The organism is Rhodococcus sp. NPDC079359 (assembly GCF_040702585.1).
In the GTDB taxonomy this organism is placed as follows: Bacteria; Actinomycetota; Actinomycetes; order Mycobacteriales; family Mycobacteriaceae; genus Rhodococcoides.
Map to the genome: position 1 here is coordinate 126,003 of NZ_JBFBLH010000009.1, position 18,868 is coordinate 144,870.

Genomic DNA, 18,868 nt, shown 5'->3' on the forward strand with positions numbered 1-18,868 from the left:
CGATCAGTCCATGTTCGGAATGACGAAGTGATTCTGCGCAGCTGCTTCCTTGGTGCCCGACGGCCAACGCTGAGTGACGGTCTTGGTCTTGGTGTAGAAGCGGATGGAATCCGGTCCGTGCTGATTGAGATCGCCGAATCCCGAACGCTTCCAACCACCGAACGTGTGGTACGCGATCGGCACCGGAATCGGCACGTTGACGCCCACCATGCCCACCTGGACGCGGGAGCAGAAGTCGCGAGCGGTGTCGCCGTCGCGGGTGAAGATCGAGACGCCATTGCCGTACTCGTGTTCGGACGGCAGACGCAGTGCGTCCTCGTAGTCCTTCGCGCGCACGACGATCAGCACCGGTCCGAAGATCTCTTCCTTGTAGATGCGCATGTCGGTGGTCACCTTGTCGAACAGCGTTGCGCCGGCGAAGAATCCGCCCTCGTGGCCCTCGAGACTGAATCCGCGTCCATCGACGACCAACTCGGCACCCTCGTCCACACCGATCTGGGTGTAGTCGTTGACGCGCTTCAACGCATCGCTACCGACGAGCGGGCCGAAGTCCGCGTTCTCGTCGTCGCTGCGGCCGATCTTCAGTTTCGCCACTCGCTCGGTCAGTTTGGCGACCAACGCGTCGGCGGTCTCCTCACCGACGGGAACCGCGACGGAAATCGCCATGCATCGCTCGCCGGCCGAACCGTATGCGGCTCCGAGCAGAGCGTCGGCGACCTCGTCGAGGTCGGCATCGGGCATCACCAGAGCGTGGTTCTTCGCTCCACCGAAGCACTGTGCGCGCTTGCCGTGCTGCGCCGCCGTCTCGTAGATGTACTGCGCGATCGGCGTCGATCCGACGAAGCCGATCGCCTTGACGCGATCGTCGGTGAGCAGCACGTCGACGGCATCCTTGCCGCCGTTGACGACGTTGAACACGCCCGGCGGTAGACCTGCCTCGAGGAACAGCTCGGCGAGCTTGAGGGGCACGGACGGATCCCGCTCGGACGGCTTGAGAATGAAGGCGTTACCGCAGGCGATGGCCGGGCCGGCCTTCCACAGCGGAATCATGGCCGGGAAGTTGAACGGGGTGATGCCGGCAACGACACCGAGCGGCTGACGCATCGAGTAGACGTCGATACCGCCACCCGCACCCTCGGTGTACTCACCCTTGAGCAGGTGCGGCACACCGACGGCGAACTCGACGACCTCGACGCCACGCTGGATGTCGCCCTTGGCGTCGGCGATGGTCTTGCCGTGCTCCGACGAGAGCAGCCGCGCGAGTTCTTCGGTGTCGCGGGTGACGAGCGCGAGGAACTTCATCAGCACCCGAGCGCGCCGCTGCGGGTTCCACTTCGCCCACTCACGCTGCGCCTGCTCGGCGTCGGCGATCGCGGCCTCGACCTCGGACACATCGGCCAGGGGCACCCGGGCCTGCACCTCACCGGTATTCGGATCGAAGACGTCCCCGAACTGTCCGGACGTTCCGGCTACATGCTTGCCGCCAATGAAGTGTGTGAGTTCGCGAACCATGGGAGACTTTCCTTTCATTGAACTGGACGTCCAGGTAATCGATTGCGACCAATGGTTTACTGCCTGCGAGGTGACCGCGCGGGGCCATGCCACCACCACCGTGCACGACGGCTTTATATCGCTGATCGGTGATGGCAGACATCTAGCTACCCCACTGCGGAGCCCGAACTACTACAGAGCTGCAGCCTTCAGTATCTGTCGCGCTCGGTCGACGATGGGATAGTCGACAAGCCGCCCATCGACGACGATTGCCGCAGCTCCCTGTGCCTCTGCTTCCGCGAATTTTTCGATTATCGTTCGTGCTGTGTCGACCTCGGCGCTGGTCGGAGCAAAGCCGATGTGACTCAGTGCCACTTGATTTGGATGGATGAGCATCTTGCCCCTGAATCCGATTCGGCGGGCTTGGCGGCACATAGCTACGAACTCTTCGTCTCGTTTGAACGCGACGAAGGGTCCATCCAGGGGCGCCGACACTCGTGCGGCACGTGCCGCGATGACCAATGCCGATCGAGCGTAGAGCAATTCTTCTGCTCCGTCTGAATGGTCCAGACCGTTGATGCCGAGGTCGAGCATGAAGTCGTGCGCACCGAACACAGCGGTCTCGATCCGCGAGCTCGCCTGCAGAATCTGGCGGGCATAATCTATTCCCTGTGCGGACTCGATCAGGACGAGGAGCTTGGTCGATCCATGTTCGACTCCGTGCAGCTTCTCGGCCTCACTGATCCACTCGTCTGTCGCACGTATGGTCTCGACGTCCTCAACCTTCGGGATGACAATTCCGTTGAGGTCCGGCTGGACTACGGCCTCGATGTCACCTTGGGTTCGCCCCGTCGACGGATGGTTGACTCGCACATAGCTACGGACGGCAGCGATATCGGCGACACCTTCCCGCGCTTGCGCCCGCGCAGCGGTTTTGTTGTCATCCGTCACAGCATCTTCCAAGTCCAGTGCGGCCGCATCAGGGGCCAGTTCGAGCATTTTGCGCACTCGCCGGGGTGAGGTCGCAGGGCAGAACAAAAGCGACCTCAAAGGCGTTAGGGCAGTGGAGATTTCGACAGTATCAGTCATGTCGCTCTTTCTTGTTTGTTGTCGGAAAGCTTGGTCCGATGGCGATGCTTTTAGGAATTTCATGCGGATAGGAAATGACGCAGTTGCATAGATGAAGTCCTGAACGAAACACTGCGGAACCTTCGGGCCTCTTCGTCAGACCAGCTTTGCGGCCGATGCAGGACTCTGTTCGTCGCGGAGATCCTGTCGTCCAACTACTGCGCCGGTGTCCGCCGTTGCATCTCCCATCGTTTTTCGGATACAATCGACCATATTCGATGACGCAGGTCACGTCAAGAAATGATTGTGATGCGCACTTCGTCTTACCAATCCCCTGCTGAGAGAGTGAGCATTTGCATGGACATATCGTCACGCCCCCGCCGATCTGCGCTGTATCTGCCGGGTAACAACGTTCGAGCGCTCGAGAAGGGCAAGATTCTGCCGGCCGATGTCCTGATCCTTGACCTCGAAGACGCGGTAGGTATCGACGATAAAGTCGTGTCGCGTGAGCGGGTTTGTAACGCAGTCGCATCGGGCGTCTACGCTCCTCGTGAGGTCGTTGTCCGTGTCAATGGCTTGGGGTCGGCGTGGCACGATGACGACATAGCGGCTGTCGCTCTTTCCGGAGCTGATGGCGTTCTGGTGCCCAAGGTAGAGTCTCCCGAGCAGGTGTACGAGCTATCCGATGCCCTGGATGACGCGGGCGCTCCGTCCAATTTGAAATTGTGGGTCATGGTGGAGACACCGGGCGCATTCTTGCGGGCCGAGAATATCGCTTCTGCCAGTGAGCGGTTGGCTGTGCTGGTGATCGGTACGAACGACCTCGTCAACGATCTGCATGCTCTGCACCGGCCTGGACGGGCACCGATTCTTACCGCGCTCTCACTAGCGGTTCTCGGGGCGCGTGCAGCTGGCAAGGTCATCCTCGACGGGGTATTCAATTCGATCAAGGACGACGCCGGTTTCGTCGCCGAAGCCTTTCAGGGCCGAGAGATGGGCTTCGACGGCAAAACGGTCATACATCCAACTCAGATCTCCGGCGCGAACGATGTATTCGGACCATCTCAGGACGAAGTCGTATACGCACGGAAGGTCGTCGCGGCCTTCCGCCAGGCGGAGGACGCCGGTGAAAGCGTCATTGCCCTCGACGGCACGATGATCGAGAGCATGCACGTGCGCGATGCACACCGAATTCTGGGCCTCGACTCGAGGATTGCCGAGCTGTCGGCCGCTGCACCCGTGCAATAGACCGCGGTGTTCGCTATTTCAGGCCCGTCCTCAGTTTTGTCTTTTCCGCAAAGGAGGCTTTTTCCTGTGTTCTCAACCGAACCTCACGTGCCCGAATCCGCACCCGACCACCATCGGCCAGGGGGACCGTTTTTCGACGACCTCGAGGTAGACCAAAGGATTGTTTCTCCGGGAGTTACGCTGACCAGCGGGCTAGCAGCTGCGCATCAGTGCATTCTCGGTGACCGAGCCGCGCTTTTTCTTGACACCGAGCTCGCATCGAAGGTAACGGGCACTTCAGCACAGCTCGCCCACCCGGGGTTGGTGTGGGATGTCGCCATCGGCCAATCGACACACTTCAGTCAACGTGCTAAGGCCAACTTGTTCTACCGCGGACTTGCACTGCATCGTTTCCCGGACATCGGTGACACCCTCACAACCGAAACCCAAGTCATTGGACTACGGGAGAACACACGGCGAGAGGGCCGCTTTCCGACGGGAATGGTGGCACTGCGAATCAAGACCGTCGACCAGCAGGAACGTACCGTACTCGATTTCGCCCGGTGCGCCATGATACCGATGAGCGTTGCCGACACGACGACCGCTCACCGCCAGGATCTTTCCGCTATCGGATCAGCGCTTGACCGAGATCAACTTCGGGCGTTGACAGCGCAGTGGGATCTGTTCGGGCACCCGACCGGCAATCCGGTCGCTGCGGGTGACACATTCGATTCGGCCTTCGGCGATGTGGTGACCTCGGCACCGGAGTTGGCGCGGTTGACACTCAATTTAGCTGCTGTTCATCATGATTATCGATCTGCTGGTTCTCAGAGACTGGTCTACGGAGGTCATACGATAGGGCTGGCCAACGCGCAGCTCAGTAAACTGTTTCCGCAATTGGTATCGGTCGTCGGCTGGAATAGTTGTGACCATCTCGGCCCGGTTCACGAAGGTGACACAGTGTTCAGCTCTGTCACCATCGAGCAGGCCGAGCTGCTTCCGAACGGGAGTCAGTTGGTAGACCTACGTACAACGGTTCGCAAGGTCAGCCCCGAGGTCAATACTCCGGTCGACGTTCTGGATTGGCGCGTTGTAGGAGTATTCGCGTGATTGCGCAGGCGGGGATTCTCACCGGTATGCGAGTAATCGAAGGATCCGCTTTCGTCGCGGCACCTCTGGGGGGAATGACTCTGGCGCAGCTCGGCGCGGACGTTATTCGCTTCGACCAGATCGGCGGCGGGCTCGATTACCGCCGATGGCCTGTGTCTGCGACTGGCCACAGCATGTTCTGGGCCGGTATGAACAAGGGGAAGCGATCGGTTCAGATCGACTTGCGCCACCCTGAGGGCCGCGAACTCATCACCGCACTGATTACGGACCCAGGTGACGACGGTGGAATGTTCCTCACGAACTTTCCAGCGACAGGGTGGCTGGACTACGAGCGCCTGCGTCTCGGCCGGGCCGACTTGATCATGGTTGCCTTGAGCGGGAACTATGACGGGACGAGCGAGGTCGATTACACGGTTAATCCAGCAACGGGTTTCCCCATGGTGACCGGTCCGCGAGGGCAGCACGAACCCGTCAACAGTGTGCTCCCGGCTTGGGACATCGCCCTGGGCGGCATAGCAGCGACAGGACTCCTCGCCGCCGATCGGCATAGACACCGTACCGGTGCGGGCCAACTCGTTCGGGCCTCTCTGTCCGATGTCGCTTTCTCCATGGTGGCCAATCTCGGTCGCGTCGCGCAGGCTCACACAACTCCGGATAGTTCTGTGGAGAAAGACGGAAACTTCTTGTACGGCTCTTTCGGCGCGCCATTCGTCACCAAAGATCAGCGGTTCGTGATGGTCGTCGGCCTCACTCCACGCCAGTGGAAAGCTTTAGAATCAACCACTGGGCTCGACCGATACCGCACCCAGATCGAGCGAGTAGCGGGTGTGGACCTCGAGACCGAAACTGGGCGTTTCAACGCCCGAGACCATATTGCGCAGCATCTTCGATTGTGGTTCGAGCATCGTAGCTTCGATGATGCCGCAGCAGCACTCGATGCCGGCGGCGTCGCCTGGGGGCCTTACCAGAGTTTTCTCCAGCTACTCGACGATCCCAGACTGTCTGCGGCTAATCCATTGTTCACGTCGGTGGAACAACCAGGAATCGGAACCTACCCGATGCCCGGCTCGCCGCTCTACTTCAGCGCTGTCGATCGCGCCGACACGCGCCGAGCGCCGCAGCTGGGTGAGCACACAGACGAGGTTCTGAGCACTGTTCTCGGGCTCGACGACCACGAGCTGGGGCGTCTTCATGATCGGCACATCATCGCCGGCCCCGTTTCGCATCCGAACGCCCTTGCCGAGCCGTGACGCGAACACATCATGGCACTAAGCGATTGTCAGCTGCTCGGAGGTGAGGCTTCAAATCGAACTGCCTCCTATCACTGTCGCTGAGACAATTGGGTTCGCCTCTACAACGAAGTTCTCATTGAGGTGCACGGCTTGCAGGCGTCACGAAGTGGTCGAGTTCCGGGCGGGCTGTTGACTTATGAGTCGCTGCAGCTGCCTGTTAATGTCGTTGACAATCGATTGAATACGAGGAGCCGCTCATGTCGTTGTCGCTGAGCCTCGATTCACGCACCCTTGTCACACAGATCACCGACAAACTGAGGGAACAGATAATCACAGGCAAGCTGGCACCGGGTGATCGCATTCGTCAGGATGCCTACGCCGAAGCTTTCGGAGTCAGCAGAACGCCATTGCGTGAAGCCTTTCGTCTGCTGGAGTCGGAGGGGTGGATACAGCTGCGTGCGAGGTCGGGGGTCGAGGTCAGTCGGTTCTCGCCCGTCGAAGTACAAGAAATCCTGTCGATGCGATTGTTGCTTGAGCCCCTCGCAATCCGTGTCAGCGCCGTGGGTCACGCCGACGACAGCGTGCCTGCTCTGACATCACTGCTCGAACAGTTACCGTCGGGTCCGAGTCGAAGTGTGGAGGAGGTCGAGGTTTACGAAGCTGCAAACCAGAAATTCCACTATGCACTGTATGGATTGACCGACGCGTCAACCGATGAACCCCTGCATACGAGCCTACGGAGTCACTGGGAGCGTTACTCACGCTATCGACGTGTGTACTACCGCAGCGACTCGGAGTCGACGTCACACTCCAACGAGGAGCATGTGCAGATTCTCGAAGCCTGGCAGTCGCGCGATGCCGATCGTGCCGAAGCGGAGCTGGCGCGTCACATCCTCAGTGCAGGTCGGTCTCTGGTCCGTGCTTTGGGTGACAACGACCGGCCGAGCTTTCTTCCTACGCTGACAGCCCTCGCCGGACGTTACGACTTCGACCTGGCATGACTCTCCCGTCGATTCGACGCACGCCGCAGCGCATACACGAGCAAGAGATTCAACTCTCGGTGGAGGCCAGACCTGTGGATGGGGAGGAAATCGTGGTTCACTGGATCCCGCGTAGTGATGCCGTAGGGGCTTCACCGACCAAGCAGAACTGCGAATGATTCCGCTCTGAGATATCGCTACGCCCGATTACTCTGCCTCCGAACACTATCGGTGAAAGGCCACCACATGGACCTCGTCCAATCCAGCCGCGACGTCGGCATCATTGTCCCGCTGGTAGACGAGATCACGGCCATCTTGCGTGAGCGTATCTATTCGCAGGTCTATGGCCCTGGATACAGGCTCAAGCAGGAGGCTTTGTGTAGCGAGCTCGGAATCAGCCGGACTCCGTTGCGCGAAGCGATGCAACGGTTAGAGCAGGAGGGGTTGATTCGATCCGAACCGGGCCGCGGCGCGCGCGTGGTATCGGGTGACGTACAAACCCTGCTCGCTGCATACCAGGTAAGAGCAGTAATCGATGGTCTCGCTGCGCGTTTGGTGGCCGCTGGCCCGACGCACGAACATGTCGGCGAGCTACGTAAATCGATCGAACGCCAAAAGGCGGCGATGAACCCGTGGGATGCCCGGCAGTACTCCAATTGCAACGTCGATTTTCACGAGCGTATCTGCCGCATGACCGAAAACGAGTTCGTTATAGGGCAGGTGTCCCTGATACATATGACAGCAAAAGTCTTCACGCCGGTAGCTCTCATCGATCGTGACAACGCCGAGCGGGCGATTGGCGAGCACTCGGCAATTTGCTCGGCAATAGCCGCGGGAGATGAGCGGGCAGCGGAGCACCTTGCGCGCGCACACATCGAACAGACGATAACGGAGTTGACTGAGCGCGACTCGGGCCGGCTCTTCAGGTAGAGACTTCACCTGAAGAGCCGGCATCGCGTCTAAGGCAGTCCATACCTCGACCGACGGTGTAACCCGTTGTCAGATAGTGCCATCCGCGCGGAGCGCTCCGATGGCATCGTCGTCGAGATCGAGCCATGTCCGCAACACATCGTCATTGTCTGCACCCAGAGGTCGGCCGAGATGCTCCACTCGTCCCGGCGTGGCAGACAATCTCGGCACCGGTGCCTGCACCACCATGCTCCCGAGGTCAGCGTCCTCGACACGCACGAAGGTCTCGCGTGCGCTGTGGTGGGGGTCGCTGAGTAGTTGTTCTGCATTGTAAACCGGAGCTACTGCAACCTGCTCGCGATCGAACCTGTCCATGACCTCGTCGAACGAGCGTTGGCGAATCCAATTCGCCACCATTTCGTCAATTTCGTCGGCTCGTTGCAATCGCTTCTGCGGATCGGCGTACTCGGGGTCGGCGGCGAGCTCAGGGCGATCGATTGCCTTGTAGACCCTCAACGCGATCGAGGGCGCGCTACCGGACATGACGATCCAGCGGTCATCTTTGGTCTTGTACGTGTTACGCGGGACGGTGATCGCCCAACGATTACCGTTTCGCTCGGTGTTTCGTCCGAGCTGATCGAATGTGAGGACTGACTGTTCCAGCAGTCTGGCAAGTGGTTCGACCAAATTGATGTCGACCTTCTGGCCACTGCCTCCACCGACGTCTCGGTGGTAGAGCGCGATCATCACAGCGTAGGCGGCGTTGAGAGAGGCCACTCCGTCGGCGAGCATGAACGACGGCAGCGTCGGGGGCCCCGACGCCTCGCCGGTCGTATGAGCGAAACCACTCATTGCTTCGCCCAAAGTTCCGAATCCCGGCTTGTCGCTATCGGGGCCACCTTCACCGAAAGCGGTGATATGCACATAGACGAGCTTCGGGTGAGTGAGTCTGAGAGAGTCGTAGTCCAAACCCCATTTTTTCAGAGTGCTAGGACGCGTATTGAAGATGATCACGTCGGCGTGCGCAGCAAGTTCTTTGAGGTGCTGCTGTCCGGCCGCTGTTCGAAGATTTGCAGTCACCGGCTTTTTGTTGCGACCGACGCTTTTCCACATCAGGCCGGTGTCGTTCTTCCGAACACCCCAGGCTCGCAGCGCGTCACCACCGCGAGGTTCCTCCACCTTGACTACGTCTGCTCCGAACTCGGCAAGATAGGTAGCAACCAGAGGTGCGGCCGCGAGAGAGGCGGCATCGATTACACGCAGCCCCTCGAGAGCGCCCCGTGGTGTCGATTCGTCAGTCATCGTTCTCCCTTGTGTCGCCGCGCTGCGCGGACGCGATTGAGGTGTTGTCTGTGTCGGCATCGGAGAAGTCGAGACGACCGCCAATGAATGTCCGCCGTCTTTTTGTCGAAGCATGGACTTCAGCCGGAAGTGCCCTACATCACTGACTATAGCGGCTTTTGTATCCAAAAAGAAGACGAATCGGTAGGCTTACTCATTGAAAGCGCTTTGGCCCATCGGGCCAGTACACGCGTGTTTCACCTGCCGGGCTGAGTATCTGAAACCTAGGATTTTACAGTCACTAGTCCAGCAGGCCACTTAGTGGTCATACCTGTAGGAGATCCCAAGGCGTTCCACCGCAGGTTGTCGAAGTATGTAAAAGCCGTACGATCAGAGGAGCCGTGATGGCGAAAGTTGCAATAGTTGGATGTGGTGCAATGGGGTCGGTGTATGCCGGGCTCATGCAAGAGGCGGGTCACGAGGTTCACGGTGTGACGTTGTGGACAGATCATGTCCAGGCAGTCAACGACCGTGGTCTCCGCGTCTATGGCGATTCCGGCGATCGAACGCTTCGCTTGGCCTCGATGTCGACCGAACCCGCCGGGATTGGCACCTGTGACCTGGTCATCATCGCGACCAAGGCGTATGACGTCGAGGACGCCGCGAAGACGGTCGGCCCTCTCGTCGGGCAGGAAACACTAGTTCAAACGATCCAGAACGGACTTGGATCGCCCGAGCTTGCGGCTCGATACATCGATCCAGACAAAATCGCGGTGGGTGTCGTCGGAGGCTTCGGGGCTTCTGTTCCGAAGCCGGGCGAAGCTCATCACAACGGTCGTGAGATAACTCGTTTCGGTGCATTCCGTGGTTTGTCGAGGGCATCACTGGAAACGGGGGCCGCGATCTGGGAGTCCGCGGGCTTCAAAGTCGCACTCTTCGATGATCTCGACCAGATGGTATGGGAGAAGTTGATCATGAATGTCACGTTCTCAGGAACTTCGTTTCTCACAGGTCTGACGATTGCTCAGATAATCAACACGCCAGCCGCGTGGACCGTTGCCTCGGCCTGTGCGCAGGAGGCCATCGACGTTGCGAGAGCGCAGAACATTGTTCTCGACGTCGGGGATCCTATTGGCCACATTCGGCACCTGGGCCTACGCATCGGTGATGCGATACCTTCCATGCGGCTCGACGCGGCGCTACGCCGTCGCGCGGAGGTGGACGCAATCAATGGATCCATCGTCCGGGTGGGTGCCGACGTAGGCGTGCCGACCCCGGTCAATTCTGTAGTGGTCGATCTTGCCCACGCCGCTGAGTCTGCATACATCCACTCGGCGGATGTCACCCGCATCAACTGACCACCGGAGCGCACACCACCGCATCGTGCGATATCAGGCGGTAGGTTTCCTACAGGGAGGGAAACCTACCGCATTTTCGTTGTCGCACCGAGATGTCGATGCGGCTCGAAACAACTCGAAGCTTCGAGGGGTGTCGTGGCCGGCAGGCATTTCCACCCTTAGATACGGGACGGACAGCGGCCCGGCACCTGAAGTGGTTTCGGCGAACGGGTTATGTCGGTTCGGAGCCTCGCTGCCCATAGGCTGGGCGGATAGAACGATGAAGGACATGGCTGGGACGGTTGCAGATCAAGACCGTTATCCCGAAATGTGGTGCACAGGTGTGTTCGAGTTACGCTCGCCCCTCGACGGGGAAGCGATCAAGGTCGCGTCGATGGTCGACGAGCTGGAGTTCATTTCGTATGTGTCGCAGAGGGTTTGCGCCGATTGCGTCGGAACTTCGTTCATTCCGCCGAGCGCACTGCGGAACAACGAGCACACCCGATCTTGAGGGGTACCTCTCGCATACTGCCCAATGCACCGACAACCGCTAACCGGTGGACGGCTGCGAGATCGGAAGACCAGCGGGTAGTCGGCATGATCGTCTCTCGCAAGAGATCGAAAACTGGACTGCGCCCCGGATGATCATTTGGGGCGCAGTCCAGTTCCCTTGAGGGGCCGTGGTTTAACGATCCGCCGTTACGTCCGAAGATTCGTTTGTGGACATGTTCGTCCTCTTACGCAACGACCGGCCCACCAAGAACATGGATATCGCAGCGGCAACCAGGAAGAGCGCGTTGACGGCGATGGCGGCCGAGCTGGTCCCGAGGGTCGCATTGTCACCCCGAATGAGAGCTACCAGGTAGGGCGAGACGAAGCCGCCGATGTTTCCGATGGCGGTGATGAATGCAATGCCACCGGCCGCCGCCACGCCGCTCAACATGAACGGTACAACGGACCACAGAACGGGCAGCGTCGAGATACATCCGACTGCACCTATCGAGAACCCGACCAGCGCGACCGCAGGATAGGACCCCAGGGTGAACGCGGCCAGAAGAAGGCCGCCGGCACCTGCAAGCGCTGGAACCACGTAGTACTGAAATCTTTTGCCGGACTTGTCCGACCGCCGCGAGAGCAAGACCATCATCATCGATGCAACGACGTACGGCACAGCCGTGATGAACCCAACCTGGGTGTTGGTGAAGGTGCCGGCTTGACGAACAATCGTCGGCAAGAAGAAGCCCAGTGCGTAAAGCGGAACGATCATAGCGAAGAAGGCAAAGGCGACACCGATGACTCGTGGGTCCTTGACCGCGGCTTTCAAAGAGTGCGGATGCCCGGCGCCGTGCTCGCTCGTTTCTCGTCGTAACGAATCGGTCAGCCATGTGCGTTGCTTGTTACTGAGCCAGGTGGCCTGCGCGGGGCTGTCGGTGAGGAAGAAGAACACCAACGCCGCAACGAACAAGCATGGCAGACCTTCGATGAAGAACATGAAACGCCATCCCTCGAAACCGAAGGGGGAGAAGCCCATCAACCAGCCGGAGAGAGGAGCTCCTACGACCGTCGATACCGGGACTGCGAGGTAGAAGAGCGCGATTATTCGAGCTCGACGGAGGGATGGCACCCATCCTGTCAGGTACAGAAGGACCCCCGGGACCAGGCCTGCTTCAGCCACACCGAGCAGGAACCTGAGTACGAAGAAGCTGACGGGCCCTTGGACCAAGGACATAGCCATCGCAACCAGGCCCCAGGTCACCATGATGCGAGTAATCCATAGGCGGGCACCGACGCGGTACAAGACGAGGTTGCTGGGAACCTCGAACAGCACATAGCCGATGAAGAATACTCCTGCACCGAGGCCATATGCCAGCTCGGTCAGGCCGATCGCGGGTGCCATCTCAGCCTTCGCAATGGCAATGTTGGTTCGGTCGAGGTAGTTCAAGATGTAGACGAAGAACAGAAGAACGACCAGGCGCCGAACGACCCGGCGCATTGTCTGCTTCTCCAGCACATCCGCCTCGGACTTCTCATACGAGACCGGTCCGGGTGCACTTGTGCTTTCCATGGCAGTTTGCCCTTTCTTTTCATGTGCCACATCTCGTGAAGCACATGCCGCGCCCTGGTGAAGTCTTCTGGACTACGACCGCGCCGGATGCTGAATGGTTTGAATGTGCCGGATCTCGACGACTAGCCGCTGGCCGGGTTTCGTGGCCCTCAGCCCACTCAGAGGGGAGTGACGGCGCGCCCAGTGCTTTGGATCCAAAAATAGTATGGGCTAAATATGTGATGTAGTCAACACTTCGGCACAGCTAGGTTGAGTTTCACAGTGACAAGCAGCCGTCTTAGCAGGCTTTTGATGGATGCTGCGAGCTCTTCGCAGCAAACTCGGCCTTGACGTGACGGTAGTCACGGGTGCATTGTGATTCCACTGGTCTTACCACCCAAAACTCCTATATCTGGATTGGAGCTTGCAATGGGCCTCTTCGAGCCCCCGTACCCCGAAGGCCTCCCGATCGCCGGAGACTGGATCACCGAGAACGTTCAACGTTCCACCGTCTACTTTCCTTACGACGGTTCGGTGGTCGCGCCCGCCCCGGTAGGGATAGTGGAACACGCGAACAGGGCGCTAGAAGCTGGAGTCCGAATACAACCGACAGTTGCACGGCTACCAGCATCGGCACGGCGCCGCTTACTACTCGACGTCGGAGTGGCACTCGCCGAAAACCGGCACGACATCGAACAACTCCTGGTTGCCGAAACCGGCAAACCTCTAATCGACTGCCAGACTGAGGTATCGCGCACGCTGTTCACGTGGGATGCTGCGGCCGAAGCTATTACTTCCCTGCATGGCGAGACGGTGCCGCTGGACCTGCAACCTGGCGGTGAAGGGATGATCGGGTTTTGGAGTCGGAAGCCCATCGGCCTTGTAATCGGGATAGCAGGCTTCAATTACCCGCTACTTCTGGCTACCCACAAGATCGCACCGAGTATCGCCGCCGGGTGTGCAGTCATCTGTAAACCCGCACCCAACACGCCGTTGACCACTCTTTGGCTCGTCCATCTCATCCGCCAGGCCGCGCAAAACCTAGAAATTCCAGCCGACATCGTGCAGTTGGTGACCGGTGGACCCGAGGTCGGCAAAGCTCTGACAACCGACCCCCGCATCGGAGCGGTGAGCTTTACCGGATCAGCTGCCGTGGGGCACCAGATCGCCCGCGACTGCGCACCGAAAAAGACACTACTGGAATTGGGGTCCAACGCCGCGCTGATCGTGGCCGATGACGCCGATCTGGATGCTGCGGCGGACGCCGTAGTCCGAGGCGCGTTCTACGGCAACGGACAAGCCTGCATTTCCATTCAGCGAGTCATTGTCGACGGGAAGGTTCACGAAGAGCTCGTCAAGCGTGTAGTGGAGAGGATCGGCGAAGTCAAAATTGGTGACCCTCGCGAGCCGGACACTCGCGTCGCTGCCTTGATAGACGCGCGGTCGACGGAACGAGTATTGGCCTGGATCGGCGAAGCAACAGGGCAGGGTGCCCGGATTGCTTTCGGAGGCAAAGTCATCGGTACCGTGCTCGAGCCGACCGTGCTGGTCGATGTACCCAACCGTGTTCAGGTGTGGGACGAAGAGATTTTCGGCCCTGTCGTATGCATACGTACCGCCGCTGATGTCGGCGATGCGATCGCTTTGGTAAACGAGTCGCGCTACGGACTACAAGCGAGTGTCTACACCACCTCGCTCACGACTGCTTTCCGTGCAATCGAGGAACTCGAAGTAGGCGGAGTTGTAGTGAATCAGGTACCTGGCTACCGAAACGACATCATGCCGTACGGGGGCGTCAAGGATTCTGGCATCGGACGTGAGGGACCGCGCTTCGCGATGGAAGAACTGACAGTGACCCGCATGGCAATCATCAAGCCTTAGAAACGATTACAGGAGACAGTCCGACATGAACTATTCAGACCTTTTCAGACTCGACGGCCGCAAGAACATGGTCATCGGCTCGGCCAGCGGCATCGGACGTGAATCAGCCCTGGCGCTGGCCGCACAGGGTGCACACGTCATCTGCGCCGACCGTAATGTCGACGGCGCGAGAGAAACTCAGGCTTTGATCGAGTCGGCCGGGGGTGTGGCGGATGTCGTCGAACTCGATGTACTCGATTCGGACGCAATTTACGCCACGGCAGCGAACCACCCGGACCTGGACACAGTGGTGTTCACAGCCGCAACAAACGTACGTAAGCGACTCTTGGACTATTCGGCGGGTGAGTACGATCGCGTCGTCAATCTGAACATGCGCTCCAGTTTCGACCTGATTCGCGCCTTCGGAGCCAACATGGTTGCCCAACAGCGCGGCAGTCTCATCGGATTCTCGTCTGTTCGGCATCTTGTAACCGAACCGGGTCAGGGTGTCTACGGTGCTACGAAAGCAGCAACAGTACAACTCCTACGCACCGCTGCGGCGGAATTCGGACCCGCCGGTGTCCGAGCAAACGCGATCGCTCCCGGCTGCGTCGAGACCCCTCTTACTGACGCCATCAAAGCTCGTCCGGACTGGTACGACGCCTACTCGGCAAAAAGCGTGTTCGGGCGCTGGGCACGACCATCCGAACTAGCTGGTGCTGTGGTCTATCTCGCCTCCGACGCAGCGACGTTCGTGACGGGAACTGTGATGTACGTTGATGGTGGCTGGACTGCGGTCGACGGACGGTTCGACCCGCCGACGTCATAGGATTGAATGGGGTGCAAGGAGTGAGTGAGCCCGCCGCGGGGTCTGAGCAGCCGGCCCGAATCTACCAGCTGATCGCTGACCGAATCGAGGATTCGATACTGGCGGGCCACCTCCAGCCGGGTGACCGACTACCCAGTGAGCGAGAGCTGGTCATCGAGTATGGTGTCAGTCGGCCAACTGTGCGTGAGGCGCTCCGAGTGCTCGAGAGCGGATACTTGGTGAAATCGCGACACGGCGATCGTCGCGGGCCGGTTGTGCTTCCATTGAGCTCACATTCTTTGCAGAAGGCCCTGACCCGTCTGACGATGGGAAGTGCACTCAGTTTTGAGGCCCTACTGCAGTTTCGAATGGTTATCGATAGTGCCGCAGCTAATTTAGCTGCGCACAATCGCACAGCTGCGGAACTATTGGAGCTCGAACGTGCGAACGCTCGCATGCGTGTCAGTCTCGATTCTCAACCCGCGACGTTCAGCGAAGCGGACTTTGCTTTCCACAGCGTGATTGCCAAGGCCAGTCGCAACCCGCTGTTCGAGCTCGCAGGACGTGCCGTACGCGACTCAGTGTTGGTGCAAATGCGAAGGCGAATAGAGGATGCGCCGAACAGTCAAGTGCAGATGCAGAACTCCATCCGGCACCATGACGAGGTCCTCAAAGCTATCCGCGACGCGGATGGAACACGCGCGTCGTGGCTGACGCGGGATGCAATATACTGGTACTACCACGATTATGTCGATTCTGCCCATCGTTCAGCACTTCGATCTTTGGTGGACGAAGTCAACAAATAGGCATCGCAATGTTGCGGCGCACCGCATTTTCCCTGCTGCAGTTGCTCGCTGGCAACGGATCGCAATTGCTAGAAAGAACCAGTGAGTTTCGAACTCGGTAGCAGCGAGGCCATCGTCGACATGATCGATCGACCGGATGCGCAATCTTCGAGGTTCACTCTGTCGATTTTCTCGACGATAAGACGACCTATTTCCGATGTCGTGGCCATAACAGGGTTCCGACCGTTGCCGATCTGCGCCAACACCGAGGCGGCTGCTGCCTCGATCGCCCTGGCCGCGGCGGGTTCGGACAGATTTGCCAGACACATGGCGACCGACAACACTGCGGCGACTGGATTGGCCGCCCCTGTACCGGCGATATCGGGTGCCGAACCGTGCACTGGCTCGTACATACTCGGTGCGGATCCGGACGGGTTGAAGTTCGCACTCGCCGCAACACCGAGACCTCCCTGAATTGCCGCACCCAGGTCACTGATGATGTCGCCGATGAGGTTGGGAGCGACGACGACATCGAAGCGACCCGGATCCAACAGCAAGTGCTGGCACATCGCGTCGGCGTGGACGTAGTCGTGTTCGACGTCTGGGTATCGGGTCCCGACCTCGGTCACTATGTCTTGCCACATGGCGCCGGTATGAATCAAAACATTCTTCTTGTGACACAGAGTGAGCCGCTTGGTGCGCAACAAAGCCATTCGGAAGGCAAAGTCTACTATTCGAGTAGTGGCGGGGACCGAGGTAAACGAATGCTGGATCGCGAGTGCACGTGGGGTGCCCGCCTCCCAGGTCATCCCACCCCCTGTGTAGATCCCCTCGGTGTTCTCTCGCAGGATTACCAGATCGCACGTTTCGGCATTAGCCGCCTTGACGGGGCTGGCGACACCCGGATACAACTTGACCGGACGGATGTTGATGGACTGCTCGAAAGCGGTACGCAACTTGATGACCAAACCACGTTCGAGGATTCCCGGCGTCACTCGTGGATCGCCGACTGCACCCAGCACGATCGCGTCGTAGGTTCGAAGATCCTCTATGGTCCTGTCGTCGAGTACCGTTCCATCGCGTAGATACGACTCAGCCCCACAGTCGAATCGCTTCAGCGCCAACTCGAACCCGTACCGTTTGCCAGCAGCTTGCATGGCGTCTATCGCCACACCGATGACTTCAGGACCTATTCCGTCTCCCGCGATAATTGCAATTCTGTGCTTGCGCATACTGACCCGGTTCCTTAGAAGTCTGATGGTGCCCACACATGAAATACGTTGCCTCACGTGGGAGTAGACAATCGCAGTAAGTCCGCTTCGCACTCCGCCTGCAGAGCATCCTGCGAGTTGCACCGAGGCGACCGACGAGACACGCGCGTTGGCTGTGTCCTGCACGTCTGACTGGCACCCGAAGCAACAACGCGAAACGTCCAGCCGATGGGCGATCGATCCGCGAGCTCACGCCGCAGGCCTGTTGTACAGAACCTGACCGCGATCGATGCATCACCTCAATTGGATATCAGCACCGGATGCTGACCATAGCATGAAAAAGTTGGATCCATTCGGGCGAAACGTTCACGAATGCATACGTTGCCTCATTGAATTCCCGTAAAATGTTCTTTTGCAGCATGTTACGAGCGTAAAATGATAAAGTTGATGCCGGACTGGACAGGAGATGAGGCGCGACACAGACGTTCTACCTCTAGTGGTATTACCAGTGAGTGTCACTGTCGACCTTGGAGCGCGGCGAAGCGGGCGGGCATGCTCCAGCTTCCGCCGCTACCTATTTGTTGTGCAAAGCGAAAGGAACGGATGCATGGAGCGTCAACCCTCAGGAGTTGGACTGATCGGAGCTGGCAAGGTGGGGCTCGTGCTCGCCAGCGGACTTCAGCGCAGCGGACATCCCCTTGTCTCGGTGTGGGACCCTTTCGAGGGCGCTCGAGAGCGGGCAGTGCACACACTTGGTGACGTGCCCATGCCATCGTCCCCTATCGATGTCGTGGAATGTGCCGCATTAATTGTCATCGCCGTTCCCGACGACTCATTGGCCGCGGTAGTGGACGACCTCGCCGGTGCAGGTATGGAGTTGGGGGGCAAAACGGTACTTCATGTCAGTGGGCGGTATGGCGCTGCTGTGCTCGAGCCGTTGAGAACTCAGGGTGCGAGCACCGCAGCAATGCACCCAGCGATGGCTTTCACCGGCGATGTGAAGACGGAGGTGGCAAGGCTGGCAGGTGCCAGGTTCGCCGTCACCACTGGCGCAGAGGACGCTTTGGTGACGGTTCGTTGCCTCGTCGACGACCTCGGCGGCGTAGTTGTCGAGGTCCCGGAGTCGAAACGCATCCTCTATCACGCTGCACTCGCTCACGGAAGTAACCACTTGGTGACACTCGTGGTCCAGGCAGCGAAAATGCTTGAGCTGGCCGGTGTTTCGGATTCGTCTGCCGTGCTGGGGCCGGCGATGCGGGCGGCACTGGACAACGCCCTTGAGCATGGCGCGTTAGGCGCGACGGGTCCAGTTATCCGCGGTGACACGGGTACGATCCGAGAGCACCTCGTAGCGTTGTTCCGCACGGTCCCTGAGACTCTCGATACGTATCGCGAAGTCACTCTTGCTAGTACAGACATCGCACACGCCGGCGGCAGGATCGACACTTCCCAGCGGAACGAACTCCGAGCAGTGTTACGAAACGCTGAATTTCATCGGTCCGAGTAAGAAAATCAGGCAGATGTG

General features: G+C 59.3%; 15 protein-coding genes. 10 read left to right on the top strand and 5 right to left on the bottom strand.

Annotation, left to right across the window (positions count from 1 at the left end):
• Positions 1-3 precede the first annotated feature (3 nt).
• Positions 4-1,512 carry a CoA-acylating methylmalonate-semialdehyde dehydrogenase gene (locus AB0362_RS20455; protein WP_366236079.1) on the bottom strand — a complete coding sequence of 503 codons (1,509 nt, stop codon included), beginning with the start codon at positions 1,510-1,512 and terminating at the stop codon, positions 4-6.
• A gap of 171 nt (positions 1,513-1,683) precedes the next feature.
• Positions 1,684-2,643, bottom strand: coding sequence for a CoA ester lyase (locus AB0362_RS20460; RefSeq protein ID WP_366236080.1), 960 nt, complete (start codon positions 2,641-2,643; stop codon positions 1,684-1,686).
• 273 nt (positions 2,644-2,916) lie between these two features.
• Here AB0362_RS20460 and AB0362_RS20465 point away from each other — a divergent pair, with 273 nt between their 5' ends.
• From AB0362_RS20465 to AB0362_RS20485, 5 genes are all read left to right on the top strand, one after another.
• Positions 2,917-3,807, top strand: a complete 891-nt coding sequence (locus AB0362_RS20465; RefSeq protein WP_366236081.1) for a CoA ester lyase — start codon at positions 2,917-2,919, stop codon at positions 3,805-3,807.
• Positions 3,808-3,873: 66 nt separating this feature from the next.
• Positions 3,874-4,896: a MaoC family dehydratase gene (locus tag AB0362_RS20470; RefSeq protein WP_366236082.1), complete on the top strand. Its 1,023-nt coding sequence runs from the start codon at positions 3,874-3,876 to the stop codon at positions 4,894-4,896.
• Positions 4,897-4,922: 26 nt separating this feature from the next.
• A complete protein-coding gene (locus AB0362_RS20475) occupies positions 4,923-6,146 on the top strand; it encodes a CoA transferase (protein ID WP_366236129.1) in 1,224 nt (407 codons plus the stop codon).
• Between the two features lie 239 nt (positions 6,147-6,385).
• Complete coding sequence (locus tag AB0362_RS20480) at positions 6,386-7,129, top strand: GntR family transcriptional regulator (protein ID WP_366236083.1); 744 nt, start codon at positions 6,386-6,388, stop codon at positions 7,127-7,129.
• Positions 7,130-7,354: 225 nt separating this feature from the next.
• On the top strand, positions 7,355-8,038 hold the full coding sequence (locus AB0362_RS20485; RefSeq protein WP_366236084.1) for a GntR family transcriptional regulator: 684 nt from the start codon (positions 7,355-7,357) through the stop codon (positions 8,036-8,038).
• 69 nt (positions 8,039-8,107) lie between these two features.
• On the opposite strand, the gene AB0362_RS20490 is transcribed toward AB0362_RS20485, so the two are convergent.
• Complete coding sequence (locus AB0362_RS20490) at positions 8,108-9,319, bottom strand: CoA transferase (protein ID WP_366236131.1); 1,212 nt, start codon at positions 9,317-9,319, stop codon at positions 8,108-8,110.
• Positions 9,320-9,702: 383 nt separating this feature from the next.
• Between AB0362_RS20490 and AB0362_RS20495 the strand changes: the two genes are divergently transcribed.
• Entirely contained in the window at positions 9,703-10,656 is a 954-nt protein-coding gene (locus AB0362_RS20495) for a 2-dehydropantoate 2-reductase (protein WP_366236085.1), read from the top strand.
• Between the two features lie 664 nt (positions 10,657-11,320).
• Here the strand turns inward: AB0362_RS20495 and AB0362_RS20500 are convergent.
• Positions 11,321-12,730, bottom strand: coding sequence for an MFS transporter (locus tag AB0362_RS20500; protein WP_366236086.1), 1,410 nt, complete (start codon positions 12,728-12,730; stop codon positions 11,321-11,323).
• Between the two features lie 378 nt (positions 12,731-13,108).
• Here AB0362_RS20500 and AB0362_RS20505 point away from each other — a divergent pair, with 378 nt between their 5' ends.
• From AB0362_RS20505 to AB0362_RS20515, 3 genes are read left to right on the top strand one after another with little or no spacing between them, the layout of a single operon-like run.
• On the top strand, positions 13,109-14,560 hold the full coding sequence (locus tag AB0362_RS20505) for an aldehyde dehydrogenase family protein (protein WP_366236087.1): 1,452 nt from the start codon (positions 13,109-13,111) through the stop codon (positions 14,558-14,560).
• A gap of 25 nt (positions 14,561-14,585) precedes the next feature.
• Entirely contained in the window at positions 14,586-15,368 is a 783-nt protein-coding gene (locus AB0362_RS20510; protein WP_366236088.1) for an SDR family oxidoreductase, read from the top strand.
• Positions 15,369-15,388: 20 nt separating this feature from the next.
• On the top strand, positions 15,389-16,153 hold the full coding sequence (locus tag AB0362_RS20515; RefSeq protein ID WP_366236089.1) for a FadR/GntR family transcriptional regulator: 765 nt from the start codon (positions 15,389-15,391) through the stop codon (positions 16,151-16,153).
• Between the two features lie 68 nt (positions 16,154-16,221).
• Here the strand turns inward: AB0362_RS20515 and AB0362_RS20520 are convergent, their stop codons facing one another.
• Positions 16,222-17,364 (bottom strand): 3-isopropylmalate dehydrogenase, encoded by a 1,143-nt coding sequence (locus tag AB0362_RS20520; RefSeq protein ID WP_366236090.1) that lies wholly within the window; start codon positions 17,362-17,364, stop codon positions 16,222-16,224.
• A gap of 586 nt (positions 17,365-17,950) precedes the next feature.
• On the opposite strand from AB0362_RS20520, the gene AB0362_RS20525 reads away from it, so the two are divergent.
• The gene (locus AB0362_RS20525; protein WP_366236091.1) at positions 17,951-18,850 is read left to right on the top strand and encodes a Rossmann-like and DUF2520 domain-containing protein; all 900 of its coding nucleotides are present in this window, start codon (positions 17,951-17,953) and stop codon (positions 18,848-18,850) included.
• Positions 18,851-18,868 lie beyond the last annotated feature (18 nt).

What these genes read in the sequence shown, in the direction of transcription:
- AB0362_RS20495 (WP_366236085.1), top strand. Translation starts at nt 9,703, where the DNA reads ATGGCGAAAGTTGCAATAGTTGGATGTGGTGCAATGGGGTCGGTGTAT.
- AB0362_RS20455 (WP_366236079.1), bottom strand. Translation starts at nt 1,512, where the DNA reads ATGGTTCGCGAACTCACACACTTCATTGGCGGCAAGCATGTAGCCGGA.
- AB0362_RS20475 (WP_366236129.1), top strand. Translation starts at nt 4,923, where the DNA reads ATGCGAGTAATCGAAGGATCCGCTTTCGTCGCGGCACCTCTGGGGGGA.
- AB0362_RS20510 (WP_366236088.1), top strand. Translation starts at nt 14,586, where the DNA reads ATGAACTATTCAGACCTTTTCAGACTCGACGGCCGCAAGAACATGGTC.
- AB0362_RS20490 (WP_366236131.1), bottom strand. Translation starts at nt 9,319, where the DNA reads ATGACTGACGAATCGACACCACGGGGCGCTCTCGAGGGGCTGCGTGTA.
- AB0362_RS20480 (WP_366236083.1), top strand. Translation starts at nt 6,386, where the DNA reads ATGTCGTTGTCGCTGAGCCTCGATTCACGCACCCTTGTCACACAGATC.
- AB0362_RS20485 (WP_366236084.1), top strand. Translation starts at nt 7,355, where the DNA reads ATGGACCTCGTCCAATCCAGCCGCGACGTCGGCATCATTGTCCCGCTG.
- AB0362_RS20520 (WP_366236090.1), bottom strand. Translation starts at nt 17,364, where the DNA reads ATGCGCAAGCACAGAATTGCAATTATCGCGGGAGACGGAATAGGTCCT.
- AB0362_RS20525 (WP_366236091.1), top strand. Translation starts at nt 17,951, where the DNA reads ATGGAGCGTCAACCCTCAGGAGTTGGACTGATCGGAGCTGGCAAGGTG.
- AB0362_RS20465 (WP_366236081.1), top strand. Translation starts at nt 2,917, where the DNA reads ATGGACATATCGTCACGCCCCCGCCGATCTGCGCTGTATCTGCCGGGT.
- AB0362_RS20505 (WP_366236087.1), top strand. Translation starts at nt 13,109, where the DNA reads ATGGGCCTCTTCGAGCCCCCGTACCCCGAAGGCCTCCCGATCGCCGGA.
- AB0362_RS20460 (WP_366236080.1), bottom strand. Translation starts at nt 2,643, where the DNA reads ATGAAATTCCTAAAAGCATCGCCATCGGACCAAGCTTTCCGACAACAA.